Source organism: Pseudomonas sp. S09G 359 (assembly GCF_002843605.1).
Taxonomy (GTDB): Bacteria; Pseudomonadota; Gammaproteobacteria; order Pseudomonadales; family Pseudomonadaceae; genus Aquipseudomonas.
In genome coordinates this window covers 2336874-2357370 of sequence record NZ_CP025263.1, presented here as the reverse complement: position 1 = coordinate 2357370, position 20497 = coordinate 2336874, and the positions used below count along the sequence as shown (strand labels likewise).

13 protein-coding genes and 2 pseudogenes are annotated in these 20497 nt (G+C 60.8%); 9 read left to right on the top strand and 6 right to left on the bottom strand.

The window, feature by feature from the left end:
• Window positions 1-16 precede the first annotated feature (16 nt).
• Together CXQ82_RS31885 and CXQ82_RS31880 are read right to left on the bottom strand one after the other, a co-directional pair.
• Window positions 17-613, bottom strand: a pseudogene (locus CXQ82_RS31885) (methyl-accepting chemotaxis protein); the annotation flags it as partial.
• Between the two features lie 261 nt (window positions 614-874).
• Window positions 875-1807 (bottom strand): annotated as a pseudogene (locus CXQ82_RS31880) (cache domain-containing protein); the annotation flags it as partial.
• Between the two features lie 344 nt (window positions 1808-2151).
• Here CXQ82_RS31880 and CXQ82_RS10815 point away from each other — a divergent pair.
• The 3 genes from CXQ82_RS10815 to CXQ82_RS10805 all read left to right on the top strand — a co-directional run bounded on the left by CXQ82_RS10815 (window position 2152) and on the right by CXQ82_RS10805 (window position 7313).
• Window positions 2152-3195 (top strand): LLM class flavin-dependent oxidoreductase, encoded by a 1044-nt coding sequence (locus tag CXQ82_RS10815; protein WP_101268687.1) that lies wholly within the window; start codon window positions 2152-2154, stop codon window positions 3193-3195.
• 387 nt (window positions 3196-3582) lie between these two features.
• On the top strand, window positions 3583-5991 hold the full coding sequence (locus tag CXQ82_RS10810; RefSeq protein WP_101268685.1) for a glucose/quinate/shikimate family membrane-bound PQQ-dependent dehydrogenase: 2409 nt from the start codon (window positions 3583-3585) through the stop codon (window positions 5989-5991).
• A gap of 56 nt (window positions 5992-6047) precedes the next feature.
• A complete protein-coding gene (locus tag CXQ82_RS10805) occupies window positions 6048-7313 on the top strand; it encodes a carbohydrate porin (RefSeq protein ID WP_101268683.1) in 1266 nt (421 codons plus the stop codon).
• A gap of 108 nt (window positions 7314-7421) precedes the next feature.
• On the opposite strand, the gene CXQ82_RS10800 is transcribed toward CXQ82_RS10805, so the two are convergent.
• Window positions 7422-8597 (bottom strand): XylR family transcriptional regulator, encoded by a 1176-nt coding sequence (locus CXQ82_RS10800; RefSeq protein WP_101268681.1) that lies wholly within the window; start codon window positions 8595-8597, stop codon window positions 7422-7424.
• A 139-nt stretch (window positions 8598-8736) separates the two neighbouring features.
• On the opposite strand from CXQ82_RS10800, the gene xylA reads away from it, so the two are divergent.
• From xylA to CXQ82_RS10780, 4 genes are all read left to right on the top strand, one after another.
• Window positions 8737-10053, top strand: a complete 1317-nt coding sequence (gene xylA / locus CXQ82_RS10795) for a xylose isomerase (protein WP_101268679.1) — start codon at window positions 8737-8739, stop codon at window positions 10051-10053.
• A 470-nt stretch (window positions 10054-10523) separates the two neighbouring features.
• Window positions 10524-11525, top strand: a complete 1002-nt coding sequence (gene xylF / locus CXQ82_RS10790) for a D-xylose ABC transporter substrate-binding protein (RefSeq protein WP_101268677.1) — start codon at window positions 10524-10526, stop codon at window positions 11523-11525.
• 5 nt (window positions 11526-11530) lie between these two features.
• The gene (xylG, locus tag CXQ82_RS10785; RefSeq protein ID WP_177409896.1) at window positions 11531-13075 is read left to right on the top strand and encodes a D-xylose ABC transporter ATP-binding protein; all 1545 of its coding nucleotides are present in this window, start codon (window positions 11531-11533) and stop codon (window positions 13073-13075) included.
• A complete protein-coding gene (locus CXQ82_RS10780) occupies window positions 13076-14212 on the top strand; it encodes a sugar ABC transporter permease (RefSeq protein ID WP_101268673.1) in 1137 nt (378 codons plus the stop codon). It begins immediately after the preceding gene.
• Between the two features lie 163 nt (window positions 14213-14375).
• On the opposite strand, the gene CXQ82_RS10775 is transcribed toward CXQ82_RS10780, so the two are convergent.
• The gene (locus CXQ82_RS10775; protein WP_101268672.1) at window positions 14376-15626 is read right to left on the bottom strand and encodes a glycoside hydrolase family 68 protein; all 1251 of its coding nucleotides are present in this window, start codon (window positions 15624-15626) and stop codon (window positions 14376-14378) included.
• Window positions 15627-15987: 361 nt separating this feature from the next.
• Window positions 15988-16926, bottom strand: a complete 939-nt coding sequence (locus CXQ82_RS10770) for a pectate lyase (RefSeq protein WP_101268670.1) — start codon at window positions 16924-16926, stop codon at window positions 15988-15990.
• A 519-nt stretch (window positions 16927-17445) separates the two neighbouring features.
• Between CXQ82_RS10770 and CXQ82_RS10765 the strand changes: the two genes are divergently transcribed.
• Window positions 17446-17748 (top strand): DUF6124 family protein, encoded by a 303-nt coding sequence (locus CXQ82_RS10765; RefSeq protein WP_101268668.1) that lies wholly within the window; start codon window positions 17446-17448, stop codon window positions 17746-17748.
• 149 nt (window positions 17749-17897) lie between these two features.
• Here CXQ82_RS10765 and CXQ82_RS10760 read toward each other — a convergent pair whose 3' ends face one another.
• A complete protein-coding gene (locus tag CXQ82_RS10760) occupies window positions 17898-19397 on the bottom strand; it encodes a CoA-acylating methylmalonate-semialdehyde dehydrogenase (protein WP_101268665.1) in 1500 nt (499 codons plus the stop codon).
• Window positions 19398-19504: 107 nt separating this feature from the next.
• Here CXQ82_RS10760 and CXQ82_RS10755 point away from each other — a divergent pair, with 107 nt between their 5' ends.
• Window positions 19505-20443 carry a LysR family transcriptional regulator gene (locus CXQ82_RS10755; protein WP_101268663.1) on the top strand — a complete coding sequence of 313 codons (939 nt, stop codon included), beginning with the start codon at window positions 19505-19507 and terminating at the stop codon, window positions 20441-20443.
• The last annotated feature ends 54 nt before the right edge of the window (window positions 20444-20497 follow it).

Sequence of the window (20497 nt, the reverse complement as noted above, 5' to 3'; positions counted from 1 at the left end):
TCAGTTCCATTTGTTGTCAGGTACGAAACCGGCTGACCAACTGATTCAACGTCTGCGACAACGCCGTCAACTGTTGTGCGTCCTGGCGCGTGGAGTCGGCCAGGCTCGCCACCAACTGTGCATCCCCGTGAATCTGGCTGATGTGCCGATTGATATCCTCGGCCACCTGGTGCTGCTCTTCGGCGGCGGTGGCGATTTGCGTGTTCATGTCGCGGATCACGTCCACCGACTCGCGGATCAAGCCGAAGCTGGCCCGCGCATCGTTGATCGACACCACGGTTTCCTGGGACACCTCAAGGCTGGCATGCATCTGCTTGCCCATCTGGTGTGTGCGCCGCGCCAGGTTGCCGAGCAGCCCGTCGATTTCACCGGTGGAGTCGGCGGTGCGTTTGGCCAGGGCGCGCACTTCGTCGGCCACCACCGCAAACCCCCTCCCCTGTTCGCCGGCCCGTGCGGCCTCGATGGCAGCGTTGAGCGCCAACAAGTTGGTTTGCTCGGCAATTGAGCGGATGGTGCCCAGGATCGACTGGATGTCGTTGCTGTCTTTTTCCAGCTGTTCCATGGCCTGGGCGGAATGGCCAATTTCTTCGCTCAAACGCCCGACGCTGCTCACCGCCGCGTCGATCTGCTGCTGCCCGGTGTGGGCCTGGCGCTGGCCGTTGTCGGCCGAGTCGGCGGCCTGGCTGCAGGAGCGCGCAACCTCATTGGAAGTGGCGACCATTTCGTGAAACGCCGTGGAGACCATGTCCACCGCTTCACGCTGGCGCGCGGCGACATCGGCCATTTCCACCGAGACTTCGGTGGCACTGCCGGAGCTGCTGTGGATCTGCCCGGCAGCCTGGCCGATGCGCTGGATCAGGGTGCGAATGGCTTCGAGAAACTGGTTGAACCAGCCGGCCAGTTGCGCCGTTTCGTCGCGGCCGTTGACCTCCAGGCGCGCGGTCAAATCACCTTCACCTTGGGCGATGCCTTCCAAGCCACTGGCCACGCCACGAATCGGTTTTACGATCAGCCCGGCAAACCAGGCGCCGACCACCGCAAACAACACACCGCACACCAACGCGATGGCGGCGATCAGCCAAGTCAGCCGCACCGCGCCGGCCATCACCTCACTCTCGCGCACCAGCCCGACAAAGCGCCAGCCCAAAGCCTGGGACGGCCACACCAGCGCCATGTAACGCTCGCCAGCCAGCTCGACCTGCACCAGGCCTTGGCCGGCTTCGCTCAACTGGCGATAACCGTCACCCAGCTCGCCAAGCTGCTTGAAGTTGTGGGACGGGTCGTTCGGGTCCACCAGCACGGTGTTGTTGGCTTCCATCAACATCAGGTAGCCGCTCTCGCCCAGTTTGATCTGCTTGACCAGGTCGGTCAGTTGCTTGAGGGACACGTCAATGTTGACCACCCCGCTCGCCTTGCCCTGGCGGTCGTTGAAACTCTGCACCGTGCTCACCAGCACCACATCGTCGGCCGCCCAATAATAGGCTTGGGTGCGCAGGGTCTTGCCCGGCTGGGCCATGGCCGTCTTGTACCAGGGCCGCGTGCGTGGGTCATAGTTGGCCAGCTTGGGGTCGCCGGGCCAGAACACGTAGCCGCCGTCTTCGGTACCAAGGGACAGGTAGGTGTAGGCCGAGTGACTCTTGGCCAGTCCTTCGAACAACTCGAACAGCTGCTGGTCGCGTTCACCGGGGGCGACTTGCGCGGCATCGCTGGCCAGGTAGCGCTTCACGTCGGCATGGATGCCCTGCAACTGCGGGTGCGCGGCCAGGTAGGCGACGTTCTGGCTGATGCCTTCGAAAAACAGTTGCATGGCATTGTCGACCTGGCGAATCTCGCGGCCGCTGCTGTCGACAAAACCATCGCGGGCCTCGTGGCGCACGTTGAGGATGATCAGCACAGCCACCAGAATCACCGGTAGGCTGGCGATCACCGCAAAGGCCAGGATCAATTTTTGTTTTATGTTCATCTAGCTCGCCTTCCTTGTGAGGTGAGGGTGCGACCGTTGGAGAGAAAAGTTTTGCGGATATTCCGTATTATGGTATACCAACAATCAATCCGCCGAACAGCCGTTATCACCGGCACGCTTCATAGTGGCGAGAGCACTTAAGGGCCCGCAGTCGACAGGCCTATCACAAAAGATTCGAGGTAAGCGTCATGAAGTTTTCGCTGTTCGTACACATGGAACGCTGGGATGAAAGTGTCAGCCACCGTCAACTGTTCGAAGACTTGACCGAACTGACCCTGATGGCCGAGGCCGGTGGCTTCAGCACCGTATGGATTGGCGAACACCACGCCATGGAATACACCATCTCGCCCAGCCCGATGCCATTGCTGGCTTACCTCGCGGCCAAGACCACCACTATTCACCTGGGCGCCGGCACCATCATCGCGCCGTTCTGGCACCCGCTGCGGGTGGCGGGCGAATGCGCGTTGCTCGATGTGATCAGCAACGGGCGCATGGAAGTCGGCCTGGCCCGGGGTGCGTACCAGGTCGAGTTCGACCGCATGGCCGGTGGCATGCCGGCCTCCAGCGGCGGCCAGGCGCTGCGGGAGATGGTGCCGGTGGTTCGCGCGTTGTGGAAAGGCGACTACGCCCACGACGGCGATATCTGGAAATTCCCCACCTCCACCAGCGTGCCCAAGCCGATACAGCAGCCCAACCCGCCGATGTGGATCGCCGCCCGCGACCCGGACTCGCACAACTTTGCGGTGGCCAACGGCTGCAACGTGATGGTCACGCCATTGATGAAAGGCGATGAAGAAGTCCTCGACCTGAAAAACAAATTCCAGGCCGCCCTCGACAACAACCCAGGCGTGCCGCGCCCGCAACTGATGGTGCTGCGCCACACCCACGTGCACGCAGCCGATGACCCGCAAGGCTGGCAGGTCGGCGCCAAGGCGATCTCCAAGTTCTATCGCACCTTTGATGCCTGGTTTGGCAACAAGACTGTGCCGGTCAATGGTTTCCTGGAACCGAGCCCGGAAGAGAAATTCGCCGCGCGCCCCGAGTTCGAGCTGGAAAGCCTGCACAAAACCGCGATGATCGGCACCGCCGAAGAAATCATCCCGCGCATCAGGTACTACCAAGAACTGGGCGTGGATGAGTTCAGCTTCTGGTGCGACAACAGCCTGCCCCACGCCGAGAAGAAGAAGTCGTTGGCGCTGTTTATTGAACAGGTGGTACCGGCGTTTCGTTGAGTGAAGCCCGACGGACTAAAATCCAACACCCTCCCCTGTGGCGAGCGGGCTTGCCCGCGTTGGGCTGCGCAGCAGCCCCAGTAAATTTGGGGGCCGCTTCGCGGCCCAACGCGGGCAAGCCCGCTCGCCACAACAACCCGCTCACCACAGCAGCCCGCTCGCCACAACAGCTTGCTTGCCACAGCAGCGCGTTTGCCATAGACGATGCCGCTATTGGCTCCCACATTTTCCCCAAGCTTGCCTACACTCACTCCACACACGCGACATTTAGCCTCAGCCCATCATCGCAGCACCTGTAATAGTCTATTGCAGGACTCTAATGTACTAACCAGTTACTTATCTTGCTAAAATCGCGTCTTTGCCCTCTCTCACTCGAGTCTTTTCGATATGAAACGAGCATCGCGCGCCACTGGCGTCTCTAGATTCTTACTCCTGGGCCTGGGCGTTATCATCGCCCTGCTCGGCCTCGCGCTTGCCGTCGGCGGCGTCAAACTGGTCAGCCTGGGAGGTTCCTGGTACTTCCTCATCGGCGGTGCGGTCATGGCCATTGCCGGTCTGTTGATCGCCCTGCGCAAGCCGGCCGGCGCGTGGTTGTTCGCCGCGTTCCTGGTGGGTACCGCGATCTGGGCCGTGGCCGACGTGGGCTTGGTGTTCTGGCCGCTGTTTTCGCGGGTGTTCATGTTTGCCGCCATCGGTATGGTCGTGGCGCTGGTCTACCCGTTGCTCGTCAACAGGCCTGCACGCGGTGCCTATGGTGTCGCAGCCGTATTGGCGGTAGGCGTAGCGGTCGCGGCGGGCAATATGTTTGTCGCCCACCCGAGCGTCGCACCGACCGGCACCGGCCCAGGCATCACGCCCGTGGCCGCCGCCGATGCGCAGAAAGACTGGGCCCACTACGGTAATACCGAAGGTGGCAGCCGCTTCGCCGCGCTGGACCAGATCAACCGCGATAACATCGACAAGCTCAAAGTGGCGTGGACCTACCACACCGGTGACGTGGCCATCAGCGACGGCAACGGCGCCGAAGACCAGTTGACGCCCCTGCAGATCGGCAACAAAGTCTTCATCTGCACCCCGCACAACAACCTCATCGCCCTGGACGCCGACACCGGCAAAGAGCTGTGGAAAAACCAAGTCAACGCCAAGTCGGCGGTCTGGCAGCGTTGCCGTGGCATGGCGTATTTCGACGCCACCGCGCCACTCGCCCAGCCAACCCAGCCGAACAGCTCGCCGATCATTGCCGCCAGCGTTCCCGCCGGCGCCCAGTGCCAGCGTCGCCTGCTGACCAACACCATTGATGCGCGCCTGATCGCCGTGGATGCCGACACCGGCAAATTCTGCGAAGACTTCGGCACCCACGGCCAGGTGGACCTGAAAGCCGGCCTGGGCAATGTGCCGGACAGCTACTATCAACTGTCCTCTGCCCCGCTGATCGCCGGCACCACCGTAGTGGTCGGCGGCCGCGTGGCGGATAACGTGCAAACCGACATGCCCGGCGGCGTGATCCGTGGTTTCGACGTGATCACCGGCCAAATGCGCTGGGCCTTCGACCCCGGCAACCCGGAAGACAAGCAGGCCCCGACCGGCGACCGCACCTACGTGCGCAGCACGCCGAACAGCTGGGCGCCGATGTCCTACGACCCGCTGATGAACACCGTGTTCCTGCCGATGGGCAGCTCGTCCACCGACATCTACGGTGTGGAACGCACCCAGCTCAACCACAAATACGGTGCTTCGGTACTGGCGCTGGACGCCTCCACCGGTGCGGAAAAGTGGGTGTACCAGACCGTCCACAACGACCTGTGGGACTTCGACCTGCCGATGCAGCCAAGCCTCATCGACTTCACCCCGCCGGGCAGCGACAAAGCCGTGCCGGCAGTGGTGATCGGCACCAAGGCCGGGCAGATCTACGTGCTCGACCGCGCCACCGGCAAGCCGCTGACCGAGGTCAAGGAAGTACCGGTCAAGGCCGCGAATATCCCTAACGAACCCTACTCCCCGACCCAGCCGAAATCGGTGGGCATGCCGCAGATCGGCGCGCAAACCCTGACCGAATCGGACATGTGGGGCGCCACCCCGTACGACCAGTTGCTGTGCCGCATCGACTTCAAAGGCATGCGTTACGACGGCCTGTACACCGCGCCGGGCACGGATAAATCCCTGAGCTTCCCGGGCTCCTTGGGTGGCATGAACTGGGGCAGCATTTCCACCGACCCGGTGCACGGTTTTATCTTCGTCAACGACATGCGCCTGGGCCTGTGGATCCAGATGGTGCCGGGGCAGAAGAATGCCCAGGCCTCCTCGGGTGGCGAAGCGCTGAACACCGGCATGGGCGCCGTACCGCTCAAGGGCACGCCGTATGCGGTGAACAAAAACCGCTTCCTGTCGGTGGCCGGCATTCCGTGCCAGGCACCGCCGTTCGGCACCCTGACCGCCATCGACATGAAAACCCAGAAAGTCGCCTGGCAAGTACCGGTCGGCACCGTTGAAGACACCGGCCCGCTCGGCATTCGCATGCACCTGCCGATCAAGATCGGCCTGCCGACGCTCGGCGGCACCTTGTCGACCCAGGGCGGCCTGATCTTTATCGCCGGCACCCAGGACTTCTACCTGCGCGCTTTCAACAGCGGCAACGGTGATGAAATCTGGAAAGCCCGCCTGCCCGTGGGCAGCCAGGGCGGCCCAATGACTTATGTGTCGCCGAAAACCGGCAAGCAATACATCGTCATCACCGCCGGCGGTGCACGCCAGTCCACCGACCGTGGCGACTACGTGATCGCCTACGCCTTGCCATAACCCCCTCCAAGCGCGGTGCCCCCCGGCACCGCGCCTTCTGCTTTGGAAAACCCCGCATGACCCCCTCTTCTCATTTTTCCCTTGGGCGCCTGTTGCTGGGCCTGGCCTTTGGCGCCGCCCTGCCCGTGCAAGCCAGCGACACCACCCTGACCGGCGACTGGGGCGGCCTGCGCCGCGAGCTGGACGAACAAGGCATCCGCTTTACCGGCGACTACAGCGGCGAGACCGCCTACAACGCCCACGGCGGCCAACACCGCTCGGCACGCTACTCGCAAAACCTCAAGCTGGGCGTGCAGTTCGACCTCGGCAAGCTGTACGGCCTGAACAATGGTGACCGCATCCAACTGACCATCAACGACCGGCGCGGCAACAGCGCCTCCGAGGACCTGGTGGGCAACCGCCTGCCGATCCAGGAAAACTACGGCGGCCTTTACACCCGCCTGACCGAGCTGAGCTACGAGCGCACGCTGTTCACCCCGGCGCTGAACCTCAAGCTCGGCTACATGGCCATGGGCAATGACCTCGGCGGCCTCGACAGCGGCATTCTGTGCAATTTCATGAATGCCGGTTTCTGCGGGCACCCGCTGAACATGTCCGGCGGCAGCGGCTGGACCAACTACCCGAACGCGCGCCTGGGCGCGCGGGTGAAATACGACTTTTCGCCGGCCTGGCAATTGCGCGTCGCCGCCTTCAACGTAGACCCGGACAGCAATGGCGATTCCAGCCGCGCCTGGCACCTGAGCCCCAAGCACACCACCGGTACCGTGGTGCCCATCGAGTTGATCTACAAACACGCGGGCCCGCTGCCGGGTGAATACAAGCTGGGCTATTACTACGACAGCTCCGACGTGAAACGCATCGGCAGCGATAAAGACGTGAGTGGGCGCGGCGGTCACTACCTGCTGATCGACCAGGCAGTGTGGGCGTCCAGCGCATCCGCCGGCCGCGTGCTGCACGCCTTCGGCCAATATTCCGCCGCCAGCGAAGCGGCTTCGCCGTTCAGCAAGTGGTATGGCGCGGGCGTGGTGCTGTACAAACCGTTCGAAGGCCGACCACGCGACACCCTCGCCCTGGGCTACGGCCGTGCCGTGCCGAACCCGCGTAGTCGTGATGTGCAGGAACTGGCCGCGTTCAACGCCGGGACCGATTACCCCAACCTGAACAACGCCGAGCAACTGATCGAACTCAGCTACGGCTACCAGGCCACGCCGTGGCTGAACCTGCGCCCGGATGTGCAATACATCATCGAGCCGGGGGCGTTTTCCGGGGAGAAGATCGACGACGCGCTGGTCCTGGGCCTACAGGTCAAAGCAGTGTTCTAAATGTGGGAGGGGGCTTGCCCCCGATTGCAGTGTGTCAGCTAACCATTATTCAGCTGACCCACCGCTATCGGGGGCAAGCCCCCTCCCACATTTGTCCAAGGCAGTATTCTAGGTCGCACCCTGCTGATACTCCCTCGGCGTACACCCAAACTCGCGCCGAAACACCGTGTGCAGGTACTGCGCCGACTTGAAGCCGCAACTCGATGCAATATCGGCAATCGCCAGGCCCTGGTTTTCCAGGCCCTTGGCGGCGGCGGCGAGTTTGAAGCGCAGGATCTCGTCGTGCACGCTGCAACCGCGCACCTTGCGAAAGTGTGATTCCAGCGACGAGCGCGACACGCCCACATAAGCCGCCACCTGTGCGGTCTTGATGCCCTGGCAGGCGTATTGCCGGATAAACAGCAGCGCCTGCATCACATACGGATTACCCAAGGGTTGGTGCAAGCTGGATGCCTGCACATTGATCGCCTCCGGCGGCACCAGAATCTGCGTGCCGCTGCAGGGTTTGCCATGCAGCATCTGGTGCAACAAGGCCGCAGCCGTGCGCCCCATGGTTTCCGTACCCTGGATCACCGAGCTCAGCGGCACCCGCGTGAGGGTGCGGGTCAGTGGGTCGTTGTCGATACCGATCAACGCAACTTCCTCCGGCACGGCGATGCCGGCGGTGAGGCAGGCTTGCAGCAATTGCCGGGCGCGGGCGTCGGTGACGGCGATGATGCCGATGGGCTTGGGTAATGCCTGCAGCCAGGCGATCTGTTGTTCCACCGCGCTGTCCCACAACGGCGCGCTGGTGCCCAGGCCGCGATAGACCTCCACCGGCATGCCGTCGCGGTGCATCAGGCGCTTGAAGGCTTTTTCACGCTCCTGGGCCCAGCGGTTGGCCTGGGCTTCGGGCAGGCTGAAACAGGCAAAACGGCTCAGTCCCGCCTCGATCAAATGTTCATACGCCAGTTTCATCAACGCATCGTTGTCGGTGGCCACATAGGGGATGCCCTTGGGGTAGGCGCGCGCATCCTGGTAGGAGCCGCCCACCGCCACCACCGGCAGCTTGCACCCGGCCAGCGCCTCGCCGATCAGCGGGTCATCGAAGTCGGCAATGATGCCGTCGCCCTGCCAACGTTCGATGCCCCGCAGGCGGCACAGGAAGTCCTCTTCCAGGAACAGGTCCCAGGACGCGCGAGTGCTGCTGAGGTAATTGCCGATGCCGGTGATGATGCCCCGGTCGTAGATCTTGCTGCCGTTGAACAGCAGGGCGATGCGGTGCACGGGCGGTAGGATTTTCATTGTTGTTGTCCTGAGGCCGGTCACCACAGGTTAGTCCTCGCCACTCAAAATCGCACTACACCTTGGTGATTTTCATAATCGGCAGCCCAGGTGCCGTTGCTAGTATCGAGACACCGCCAAGAACAATAAGGAAAACGCCATGCCGTACTTCCCCGGTGTCGAGAAGGTTCGCTTCGAAGGCCCCAGCAGCGATTCCCCCCTCGCCTTTCGCCACTACGACGCGAACAAACTCATCCTCGGCAAACCCATGCGTGAGCACCTGCGCATGGCGGCTTGCTACTGGCACACCTTCGTCTGGCCCGGTGCGGACATGTTCGGCGTGGGCACCTTCAAGCGCCCGTGGCAGAAGAGCGGCGACCCAATGCAACTGGCCATCGGCAAGGCCGACGCGGCCTTTGAGTTCTTCTCCAAGCTGGGCATCGACTACTACAGTTTCCACGACACCGACGTAGCCCCGGAAGGCAGCTCGCTCAAGGAGTACCGCAACCACTTTGCGCAGATGGTCGATCACCTGGAGCGCCATCAGGAACAGACCGGCATCAAGCTGCTGTGGGGCACCGCCAACTGCTTCAGCAACCCGCGTTTTGCCGCCGGCGCGGCGAGCAACCCGGACCCGCAGGTGTTCGCCTACGCCGCCGCCCAGGTGTTCAGCGCGATGAACGCCACCCTGCGGCTCAAGGGTTCCAACTATGTGTTGTGGGGCGGCCGTGAAGGCTATGAAACCTTGCTCAACACCGACCTGAAACGCGAGCGCGAACAGCTCGGGCGGTTTATGCGCATGGTGGTCGAGCACAAGCACAAGATCGGCTTCAAGGGCGACCTGCTGATCGAGCCCAAGCCTCAGGAACCGACCAAACACCAATACGATTACGACAGTGCCACGGTGTTCGGCTTCCTGCATGAATACGGCCTGGAACATGAGATCAAGGTGAATATCGAGGCCAACCACGCGACCCTGGCCGGGCACAGTTTCCATCACGAAATCGCCACCGCCGTGTCCCTGGGGATTTTCGGCAGCATCGACGCCAACCGTGGCGACCCGCAGAACGGCTGGGACACCGACCAGTTCCCCAACAGCGTCGAGGAAATGACCCTGGCCACCTACGAGATCCTCAAGGCCGGCGGCTTCAAGAACGGCGGCTACAATTTCGATTCCAAGGTACGCCGCCAGAGCCTGGACGATGTGGACCTGTTCCACGGCCACGTCGCCGCCATGGACACCCTGGCCCTGGCCCTGGAACGCGCAGCGGCGATGGTGCAGAACGACCGCTTGCAGCAGTTCAAGGACCAACGCTACGCCGGTTGGCAGCAACCGCTCGGCCAGGCAGTACTGGCCGGTGAGTTCAGCCTGGAGTCATTGGCCCAGCATGCATTTGCCAACGAACTGAACCCGCAGGCCGTGAGTGGCCGGCAGGAGATGCTTGAAGGCGTGGTCAACCGCTACATCTACGGCTGAGTGGTTGACCTGTGGCAAGTGGGGGTTTTGTGGCAGATGAGCTCCTTGTGGCAGATGAGCTACTTGTGACAAATGAGCTCCTTCTGACAAATGAGCTCCTTCTGACAAATGAGCTCCTTGTGGCAAATGAGCTACTTGTGGCGAGCGGGCTTGCCCGCGTTGGGGCGCGAAGCGGCCCCTGTAACCGGCAACGCGTTTTAACTGACACACCGCGTCGCCTGGTTTTGGGGCTGCTTCGCAGCCCAACGCGGGCAAGCCCGCTCGCCACACAAGCCCGCTCGCCACAACAATCCGGCTCGCCATAAAGAGCCCGTTCGCCACAGCGAGCATGCTCGTCAGAGCAGGCCGACTCTCTACAAAAACCTGTGACATTTGCACGACAAATCTATGCACCGAACATCGAAACACGCTCTACAGTTCTACCCGCACCACGCTGTGTCTTTCCAACAACAATAAAAGGACGCACCACCATGAAAGCATTCAAACGTACCCTGCTCGCCTCTGCCCTGGCCCTGCTCGCCCTGCCGGTAATGGCCGATTCCGCCCACCCGAAAATCGGTTTCTCCATCGACGACCTGCGCCTTGAACGCTGGTCCCGCGACCGCGACTACTTCGTCGCAGCGGCGGAGAAACTCGATGCCAAAGTCTTCGTGCAGTCCGCCGATGCCAACGAGCAGAAGCAGATTTCGCAGATCGAAAACCTGATCTCGCGCGGCGTCGACGTGATCGTAATCGTGCCGTTCAACGCCACCGTGCTGACCAACGCCGTTGCCGAAGCCAAGAAAGCCGGGATCAAGGTGGTGTCCTATGACCGCCTGATTCTCAACGCCGATATCGACGCCTACATCTCCTTCGATAACGAAAAAGTCGGCGAAATGCAGGCCAGCGGCGTGCTGCAAGCAGCGCCCAAGGGCAACTACTTCCTGCTCGGCGGCGCGCCCACCGACAACAACGCCAAGGTGCTGCGCGAAGGCCAGATGAAAGTGCTGCAACCGGCCATCGACAAAGGCGATATCAAGATTGTCGGCCAGCAATGGGTCAAGGAATGGAACCCGACCGAAGCCCTGAGCATCGTCGAAAACGCCCTGACCCGGAACAACAACAAGATCGACGCCATCGTCGCCTCCAACGACGCCACTGCCGGCGGCGCAATCCAGGCCCTGGCCGCGCAGAAACTGGCGGGCAAGGTGCCTATCTCCGGGCAAGACGCCGACCTCGCCGCAATCAAGCGCGTGATCGACGGCACCCAGACCATGACCGTGTACAAGCCGCTCAAGCTGATCGCCTCGGAAGCAGCCAAGCTTTCGGTGCAGTTGGCGCGTAATGAGAAACCCACCTACAGCTCGCAATATGACAACGGCAGCAAAAAAGTCGACACCATCCTGCTCACCCCGACCCCGTTGACCAAGGCCAATATCGACCTGTTGGAGAAAGACGGGTTCTATACCAAAGAGCAGATTGCCGGGCAGTGACCGCGATGGCCGACTACCTGTTGCAAATGAACGGCATCGTCAAAAGTTTTGGCGGTGTCAACGCCCTCAACGGCATCGATATCAAGGTGCGGCCCGGTGAGTGCGTGGGCCTGTGCGGTGAAAACGGTGCCGGCAAATCCACCTTGATGAAGGTGCTGTCGGCGGTCTACCCGTACGGCACCTGGGAGGGTGAAATTCTCTGGGATGGGCAACCGCTCAAGGCCCAATCCATCAGCGAAACCGAGGCCGCGGGCATCGTCATCATCCACCAGGAACTGACGCTGGTGCCCGACTTGTCGGTGGCCGAGAACATCTTCATGGGCCATGAACTGACGTTGCCGGGCGGGCGCATGAACTACCCGGCGATGATCCACCGCGCCGAAGCGTTGATGCGTGAACTCAAGGTGCCGGACATGAACGTAGCGCTGCCGGTGTCGCAGTACGGCGGCGGTTACCAGCAACTGGTGGAAATCGCCAAGGCGCTGAATAAACAGGCGCGCCTGTTGATTCTGGACGAGCCCTCCTCGGCCCTGACCCGTTCGGAAATCGAGGTGCTGCTCGACATCATCCGCGACCTCAAGGCCAAGGGCGTGGCCTGCGTGTACATCTCCCACAAGCTCGATGAAGTGGCGGCGGTGTGCGACACCATTGCGGTGATCCGCGATGGCAAGCACATCGCAACCACCGCCATGGCCGACATGGATATACCCCGGATCATCACGCAGATGGTCGGCCGCGAGATGAGCAACCTCTACCCCACCGAACCCCATGCGGTGGGCGAGGTGATTTTCGAGGCGCGCAATGTCACCTGCTATGACGTCGACAACCCCAAGCGCAAGCGTGTGGACGATATTTCGTTTGTGCTCAGGCGCGGGGAAATCCTCGGTATCGCCGGGCTGGTGGGCGCCGGGCGTACGGAGTTGGTGTCGGCATTGTTCGGCGCCTACCCCGGCCGCTACAGCTGCGAGGTGTGGCTGGACGGCCAGGTGATCGACACGCGCACGCCGCTCAAATCGATCCGCGCCGGGCTGTGCATGGTGCCCGAGGACCGCAAGCGCCAGGGCATCATTCCCGACCTGGGGGTGGGCCAGAACATCACCCTGGCGGTGCTCGGTAACTATGCGCACATGACCCGCATCGACGCCGAAGCCGAGCTGGGCAGCATCGACCAGCAGATCGCGCGCATGCACCTGAAAACCGCCAGCCCGTTTTTGCCGATCACCAGCCTGTCCGGTGGCAATCAGCAAAAGGCCGTGCTGGCGAAAATGCTGATGGCCAAGCCCAAGGTACTGATCCTCGATGAGCCCACGCGCGGTGTGGATGTGGGCGCCAAGTACGAGATCTACAAACTGATGGGCGCACTGGCCGCCGAGGGTGTGGCGATCATCATGGTGTCGTCGGAGCTGGCCGAGGTGCTCGGCGTATCCAACCGCGTGCTGGTGATTGGCGACGGCCAGTTGCGCGGTGATTTCATCAATCAAGGGCTCACCCAGGAACAGGTGCTCGCCGCCGCGCTCAGCCAAAACAATAACAATCGGAAGACCGCGTAGATGAATCAGGTCAAACACCTTTTTACCCGCTACAAAATGCTCGCCCTGGTGATCGCCGTGGCGGTGATCTGGCTGTTTTTCAGCTGGCAGACCGAGGGCGGCTTCCTCACGCCGCGCAACCTGTCCAACCTGCTGCGGCAGATGTCGATCACCGGGATACTCGCGTGCGGCATGGTGCTGGTGATCATCAGCGGCGAGATCGACTTGTCGGTGGGCTCCATGCTTGGCTTGCTCGGCGGGCTGGCAGCGATTCTGGATGTGGTCTATCACATCCCACTGCTGGCCAACCTCAGCCTGGTGGCGCTGGCCGGGTTGATGATCGGCTTGGCCAACGGCTACATGACCGCCTACCTGCGCATCCCCTCGTTTATTGTCGGTTTGGGCGGCATGCTGGCGTTTCGCGGGATTCTGCTGGGGATCACCGGCGGCACCACCATCGCGCCGGTGTCGCCGTCGCTGGTGTATGTGGGCCAAGGCTATTTGCCGCATTCGGTGGGAATTGGCCTTGGGGTGCTGCTGTTTGCCCTGACCCTGTTTCTCACCTGGAAACAACGGCGCAACCGCGCCCTGCACGGCCTGGCCGCGCATTCGCTGGTGCGTGATGTGCTGCGCGTGGCGCTGATCGGCGCGGTGCTGGCCGGGTTCGTTACCACCCTCAACAGCTACGACGGCATCCCCGTGCCGGTGCTGCTGTTGCTGGTGTTGCTCGGCGTATTCAGCTACGTCACCAGCCAGACCGTGTTCGGCCGCCGCGTGTATGCGGTGGGCAGCAATATGGAAGCCACGCGCCTGTCGGGCATCAATGTGCAGGCAGTGAAACTGTGGATCTTCGGCATCATGGGCGTGATGTGCGCCCTCGCCGGCCTGGTCAACACCGCTCGCCTCGCCGCCGGCTCACCGTCGGCCGGCAACATGGGCGAACTGGATGCCATCGCCGCGTGTTTTATCGGCGGCACCTCCATGCGCGGCGGCTCGGGCACGGTGTATGGCGCGTTGCTCGGGGCGTTGGTGATTACCAGCCTGGACAACGGCATGTCGATGCTGGATGTGGACAGCTACTGGCAGATGATCGTGAAGGGCAGCATTTTGGTGCTGGCGGTGTGGGTGGATGTGAGTACGCGGGCCGGGCGGCGCTGAAGCCCGCCAACGCAAAAAGCCACTCGAATGAATAATGCCGACCAATCAAGAGTGAACACTGTACGTGTGGTGAGGGAGCTTGCTCCCTCGCCACAGGTTAGCGGTTGCCAGTTCTATCTCTTAACTGAGCGGCATTAGCCACTTCGCAGCCTTTTTGCTGGGTTTACTGGCTCAGTACAACATCACGCATCGCCGGGATGTAACCGTAGTCGTAGGCCTCCTGCACAAACGAACGGTCCCCCTTCAATACAATCCTCACCGTGGGCGCCTCGGTGCCGCCGATACGGTAGTCATCACCGGTGGTCGGTACGCTGTCGATAAACGAGGTCACCAAGCCATTGGGCATCACGCAATGCGAATACGTTTGGAATGGCTGCGACGGTGGGTTGCCAAGCACCAGGCCCGAGGCATTCATTGGCGTGTAGGGACCAAACAGATGCTCGCCAACAAACCCGTAGACGCCATCCGGCCCCGTCACGCCGTCCGCGTAAGTGAACTTGTGACTGATGGTGAACAGGTAGTACTTGTTGTCCTGGAACACATAATGCGGGCGTTCGGTTTGGTCGTTAACACCCACCGCCGTCACCAGCGGCGGCAATATTTCCCATGCTTCGCCGCTCAGATCCTTGGCCACGGCGATGCCGATGCAACCCACCTGATAACGCGCGCCGCCAACCTCTTCATGCCCCGGTGGCACCAGGCCGAGTTCATCCGGGCCTACTTCGTGAGTACCGCGTTCACCGGCGACATTGCCTTCAAACACCATGTACAACTTGCCGTCCTTAGGGTCGATAAACGGGCTGGGGTCGCGGAAGTTCCAGGTCGAATTCTGCGCTTCGGTCTGGTAATACGTGCCATCGGCTTCAAACAGCGACTTGACCTCAGTGAACCCTTCCAGCGTAACGCCGGTGTCCGAGGTGACCACCCGGCCTTTGACTTTGGCAATCGTGGCGCCCGGCGTTACGCAGGTGTAATACAGGTCGATATCGCCGCTGTTGTTGATCAGGATCGGCGTACCCGCCCATTCACGGGTGGTCGGCGAAACCCCTTCGGCCATCACGCGGCCACCGAAGATCCAGTCTTTGCCGGTGCGCGAGTACCAATAGCAAATGCGCGCATGGCCGTGACGGTCTTCCCAGTCACGCTTGATGTCGTAACGGCCATCGGCATTGATGAATTGTGGGTCATGCGGGCGACGATCTGCGGTCAACGTGAAGATGACCGACCAACCGTCGACGGATACCACCGTGCCATCCAGTTCACGCAATGGCATGGTGTCCCAGATAAACACGGTGTCACTCATGACAGGAAAGTCAGGACTCACTAACGGCTGTGTCGTCGTCGGGTCATTTTCATTAACTTTCAGCGCATCGGCCCGAGTCCAACGAGTGGGTGTGTGATTCGCAGGTTTCATGATGATGTCCTTTTACTGACGCTTTAGTGACAAGCGAAGATTAAATAACACTCACAGCCAGCAACTTGATTGCGACTGAAAAGAGCGAGCCGTTGTTGGCTCTATAAGTGCGAAACAAGGTTTAACATGGAACCTTGCTTACCTCAACATGAAGAATTATTTAGATTACAAAGGCCATCACTGTACTTATATCCTTGATATAAAAATAATGGCATGCGCTATTAAGGTCTATTTAATAGAAAGCTAGCTAAACAACTACCGTCTTTCGTGCGCGCGTATCTTTATCCACGTGAGGGTAAGCAACGCCTCGATCAATCGAGGCGCTCCTGAGGAAGGTCAACCGTTAAAGAAACGGCTGGGCTCAGCCACCGAAGACCAGCGCCGCCGCCTGAGCGCCAGCATTTTTCTGGGTGAAGTCCTTGGCCTGGACCGCGGTTTTCAAGGTGTAGCTGTAGTTGGAGCTTGCCGTCCATTGCGCCTTCGGCGACTTCTGGTTGGTGATCGCGGGCACACTGTTGGTGTCGGTGAAAGTACCGGTGCCTTTATCGTCCAACATGCCTTTATTTTGGCTACCCTCGCCGAAGTAATTACTTTCAGAAAGAATGTTGGCATTCTGCGCCAGGGTAAAGCCCAGGTGGAAGTTATTCACGTAGTTGTTATACACGTGAAAATAACCGTAACGCATCAAGCCTGGCGCGCGCACTTCCATATTGTCGAAGCGGTTGTGGCAAAGCGTCAGGCGTGGGTAGCCATTGAACTCCGCTTTGTTATCATCCGCCGGGTGACCGAAGATCAAGCCATACTTGTGATTACCGAAGAAGCAGTTGCTGATAGTGGCGTAGTCGGCCTTTTCACCGATATACACCAGCTTGTCTTCACTGCCATCCGTGGTTGACCAGGTGTGGCCGACAAAAGAGCAATGGTCAATCCAGTATTTGCTGCCGTAGTTCAGGTACACCTGAATATCGTCATTGGCCTTAATGCTTGCCGAATGCTTGAAGATAATATTCTGCAGAATGATGTTCTGCGACTGCGCGGTGGCACGCAGGTGGATATTCTCCAAGGTACGGTTCTGGAAAGAGCCGATCAGGGTCTTGTTGGCACCCATGTTCACTTTGGTCAGGCTCGACGCCGAGATATTACTGTTGATCACCAACACCCGTGGGGTGGTGTCGCCAATGTTGGCCTTGAGTTGATCCAGCGTGGTGATACTGACCACCTGGCCGGACCAGCCGCCGGTGACTTTTGCCGCAAGGGCGAAACCGGTCAAGCCGGTGAGTTTGCTTTCTGGATACGACATGAGTTCCCTCTCTATAAATAAAAACGGCTCGGGTTGACGAGCCTGTGCATCAAGTTAATCCGTTAACTTGCACACAGTGTTTGGCATGGCTGAGGTTGCCGGGTGTTGGTCGATCAGCGCTTAAACACTGTGTTTATGTACAGTATTCGACATCTGTTTCGCCGTCAACACTTGATCGCAAACAATCGGTAGGCGCTGGCCTTTTGTCATGGTTTGTAAAAGGCCAGCAAGGCATGTCGCTTTTAATTGCAGGACGTTTCCTAGACAATCCCCGGCGCCTTGTGCCTGTTGGAATCGGTGGCTAGTCTGCGATCCGTCACTGCCAAATCAGTGATCGGGTTTAGTCGCCTGCTAACCATCACGCGCACGGTCTTCCATCAGCTTTTATGGTGGCTGTGCGTAGGGCACCTTCGGGTGCGCCGGATTCGCGTGATGGCCGGTCGACTAACCTGCGTACAGCCGCCACCCATTTGTTTAGTCGCGAAGGGTGTCGACTCCTAATCATCACGGAGTTACGCCATGAACAAAGCCGTCCCCGACCCACCCCGCAGTTCAGCCAAAGACCGCGCCGCGTTCAACCGCGCCATCGACCATTACCTGCCCTCCCACGGTGTTCAAGTCGAAGAGTTGAGCTTTGAAGACGCCCTGCTCTACACCGCCAGTTTGCTCGACAGTGCTTGCGCTACTGCCCTCGATTGCGGTGAGCAATTGGCAAGCCCCGAACGGGCGAAGATTTTGGCAGTGTGGCATTTGCTGGAAATTGCCAGGACCACCGTGGATCGCTCCATCGAATGCTTAAAACCTGCAAAAGCCACTGCCTGAATGCAATAAGAAATGTGGGAGCGGGCTTGCTCGCGAAGGCGGTGTATCAGTACCAGATTTTCTGGCTGACCGAACGCCTTCGCGAGCAAGCCCGCTCCCACATTGGACCTACTGTGTTGTTGAAACCCTGCTTTGTGCTTTAAATGGGGCTATTTGGACACCGGCATCGCAAACTCCGCGCCCTGCTCGATGCTCTCCGACCAGCGCTGCATGATCGACTTCTGCTTGGTATAGAAGCGCACGCCTTCGGTGCCGTAGGCATGCATGTCGCCAAACAGGCTCTTCTTCCAGCCGCCAAAGCCGTGCCAGGCCATCGGCACCGGGATCGGTACGTTGATGCCGACCATGCCCACCTGGATACGCCGTGCAAATTCGCGGGCGATGTTGCCGTCGCGGGTGAAGCAGCTGACGCCGTTGCCGAACTCGTGGTCGTTGACCAGCTTGATGGCCTCGCCGAAGTCATTCACGCGCACGCAGGCCAGCACCGGGCCGAAGATTTCTTCGCGGTAGATGCTCATCTCTTGGGTCACGTGGTCAAACAGTGTCGCGCCGAGCCAGAAGCCGTTTTCCAGGCCCGCTTCGGTGGGCACGTAGTCGCGACCGTCGAGCAGCAGTTGCGCACCGGCTTGTACGCCCTGTTCGATATAGCCGCTGATGCGTTCCAGTGCGGCGCGGGACACAATCGGGCCCATCTCGGCCTTGAGGTCGCGGCCGTCGGTGATGCGCAGAAGCTTTGCGCGCTCGGTCAGGGCGGCGATGACTTTGTCACCCACATCGCCCACCAGCACCGCCACCGAAATCGCCATGCAGCGCTCGCCGGCACTGCCGTAGGCGGCGCCCATCAGCGCGTCGACGGTTTTTTCGATGTCCGCATCCGGCATCACCACCATGTGGTTTTTCGCGCCGCCCAAACCTTGTACGCGCTTGCCGTGACGGGCGCCGGTTTCGTAGATGTATTGGGCAATCGGCGTCGAGCCAACGAAGCTCAGGGCCTTGACGTCCGGGTGATCAAGCAGCGCATCCACCGCTTCCTTGTCGCCCTGCACCACGTTGAACACGCCTTTAGGCAGGCCGGCTTCACGCAACAACTCGGCCATGAACAGCGACGCGCTCGGGTCAGTCGGGCTTGGCTTGAGGATGAAGGTGTTGCCCGCCGCGATAGCGATCGGATACATCCACATCGGTACCATCACCGGGAAGTTGAACGGCGTCACGCCGGCAACCACACCCAGCGGCTGGCGCAGGGTCCAGTTGTCCATGCCACGGGACACTTGGTCCGAGTGCTCGCCCTTGAGCAGGTTGGGGATACCACAGGCGAATTCGAGGATGTCGATACCCCGGTCGACTTCGCCCTGGGCGTCGGTGAACACCTTGCCGTGCTCGGCGACGATTATGCGCGCCAGGTCGTCCTTGCGCTCACGCAGCAGGTGCAGGTATTCGAACAACACACGGGCGCGGCGGATTGGCGGGGTGTCGGCCCAACCATCGAAGGCGGCCTGGGCGGCGGCGACGGCTTCGGACACGGTCTGGCGGCTGGCCAGGGCGACGCGGCCGGTGACTTCGCCGGTGGCCGGGTTGTACACGTCCTGATAGCGATCATCGCGGGAAACGCGCTGGTCGTTGATGTAGTGCTCGATTGTAGTGGTCATGGCAGTCGATCCAGGTGGGTAGCGTTGGGCATACCTTAGGCTTTCACTTTGTTCCAAACCAGAGCAGAATCCTGAACTTATTGTCCTTATTGGCGAACAATACTTTTATGGAAAAGACTGAGATCGAAGGGCTTTGGACCCATATCCACTGGCTATCGGTGTTGGAAGAACAAGGCACCTACACCGCTGCCGCCGCACGTTTGGGGGTGAGTAAATCCGCCGTCAGCCAACGCATATCGGACCTGGAAAAGGCCACCGGCACGCGGCTGGTCACCCGCACCACGCGCAGTGTGCGGCTCACCGATGCCGGGCTGTCGTTGACCCGCGAAGTGCGCAGCGCTTATGCGCAGATCGCGCGCAGCTTCTCGTCGGTGCGCGACTCGGTCGGGGAGATTCGTGGTCTGGTGCGTCTTACGGCACCCGTGGCATTCGCCCGTCAGCAACTGGTGCCGCATCTGTCGGAGTTCTTGCAGCAGTACCCGCAGGTGCGCATTCAACTGGACGTGTCGGATGCCTTGAGTTCGCTGGCGGCCGAGGGCTACGACCTGGCCGTACGCCACGGTTTCCAGGTGCCGGAAACCCATGTGGCGTGGAAGCTGTGCGACACCGGCTCAGTGCTGGTGGCCACCCGGGAGTACCTGCAAGACCACGGCGAACCCCGCGAACCTGGCGACCTGTCGGCCCACAACTGCCTGTTTTACCCACGCGGCACCGACCAGCCCGCCTGGACCTTCGAGCGCGGCAGCAAAAACGTCGAGCGCCTCACCGTGCCCATCGCCGGCAGCTTCGCCACCAACAACAGCGAAGCCTTGCGCGACGCGGCCCTCAACCACCTGGGTATCGCCCTGCTCCCGGACTTCAGCGCCCACGCCGCGCTGGCCAGTGGCAAGCTGGTGCAGGTGCTCAAGGGCTGGACGCTCAAGGGTGCGTTTGCCGATGAGATCTACTTGATTCGGCCGTATTCGCCGCATGTGCCGAAGTCGGTGAGTGCGTTGGTGGGTTTTTTGAAGGAGAAGCTTTGCACTGGTTTTCGGTTTACGGGGTGAGGTTTAACGCTTGAACAAAGAAACTAAAAGTCCATAATAGACAAAATAGTTTAT

Bases quoted from the DNA above. Each gene is read 5' to 3' on its own strand.
- CXQ82_RS10760 (WP_101268665.1), bottom strand. From the start codon at position 19,397: ATGACCACTACAATCGAGCACTACATCAACGACCAGCGCGTTTCCCGC.
- CXQ82_RS10815 (WP_101268687.1), top strand. From the start codon at position 2,152: ATGAAGTTTTCGCTGTTCGTACACATGGAACGCTGGGATGAAAGTGTC.
- CXQ82_RS10775 (WP_101268672.1), bottom strand. From the start codon at position 15,626: ATGAAACCTGCGAATCACACACCCACTCGTTGGACTCGGGCCGATGCG.
- CXQ82_RS10800 (WP_101268681.1), bottom strand. From the start codon at position 8,597: ATGAAAATCCTACCGCCCGTGCACCGCATCGCCCTGCTGTTCAACGGC.
- CXQ82_RS10770 (WP_101268670.1), bottom strand. From the start codon at position 16,926: ATGTCGTATCCAGAAAGCAAACTCACCGGCTTGACCGGTTTCGCCCTT.
- xylF (WP_101268677.1), top strand. From the start codon at position 10,524: ATGAAAGCATTCAAACGTACCCTGCTCGCCTCTGCCCTGGCCCTGCTC.
- CXQ82_RS10765 (WP_101268668.1), top strand. From the start codon at position 17,446: ATGAACAAAGCCGTCCCCGACCCACCCCGCAGTTCAGCCAAAGACCGC.
- CXQ82_RS10805 (WP_101268683.1), top strand. From the start codon at position 6,048: ATGACCCCCTCTTCTCATTTTTCCCTTGGGCGCCTGTTGCTGGGCCTG.
- CXQ82_RS10755 (WP_101268663.1), top strand. From the start codon at position 19,505: ATGGAAAAGACTGAGATCGAAGGGCTTTGGACCCATATCCACTGGCTA.
- CXQ82_RS10810 (WP_101268685.1), top strand. From the start codon at position 3,583: ATGAAACGAGCATCGCGCGCCACTGGCGTCTCTAGATTCTTACTCCTG.
- xylG (WP_177409896.1), top strand. From the start codon at position 11,531: ATGGCCGACTACCTGTTGCAAATGAACGGCATCGTCAAAAGTTTTGGC.
- CXQ82_RS10780 (WP_101268673.1), top strand. From the start codon at position 13,076: ATGAATCAGGTCAAACACCTTTTTACCCGCTACAAAATGCTCGCCCTG.
- xylA (WP_101268679.1), top strand. From the start codon at position 8,737: ATGCCGTACTTCCCCGGTGTCGAGAAGGTTCGCTTCGAAGGCCCCAGC.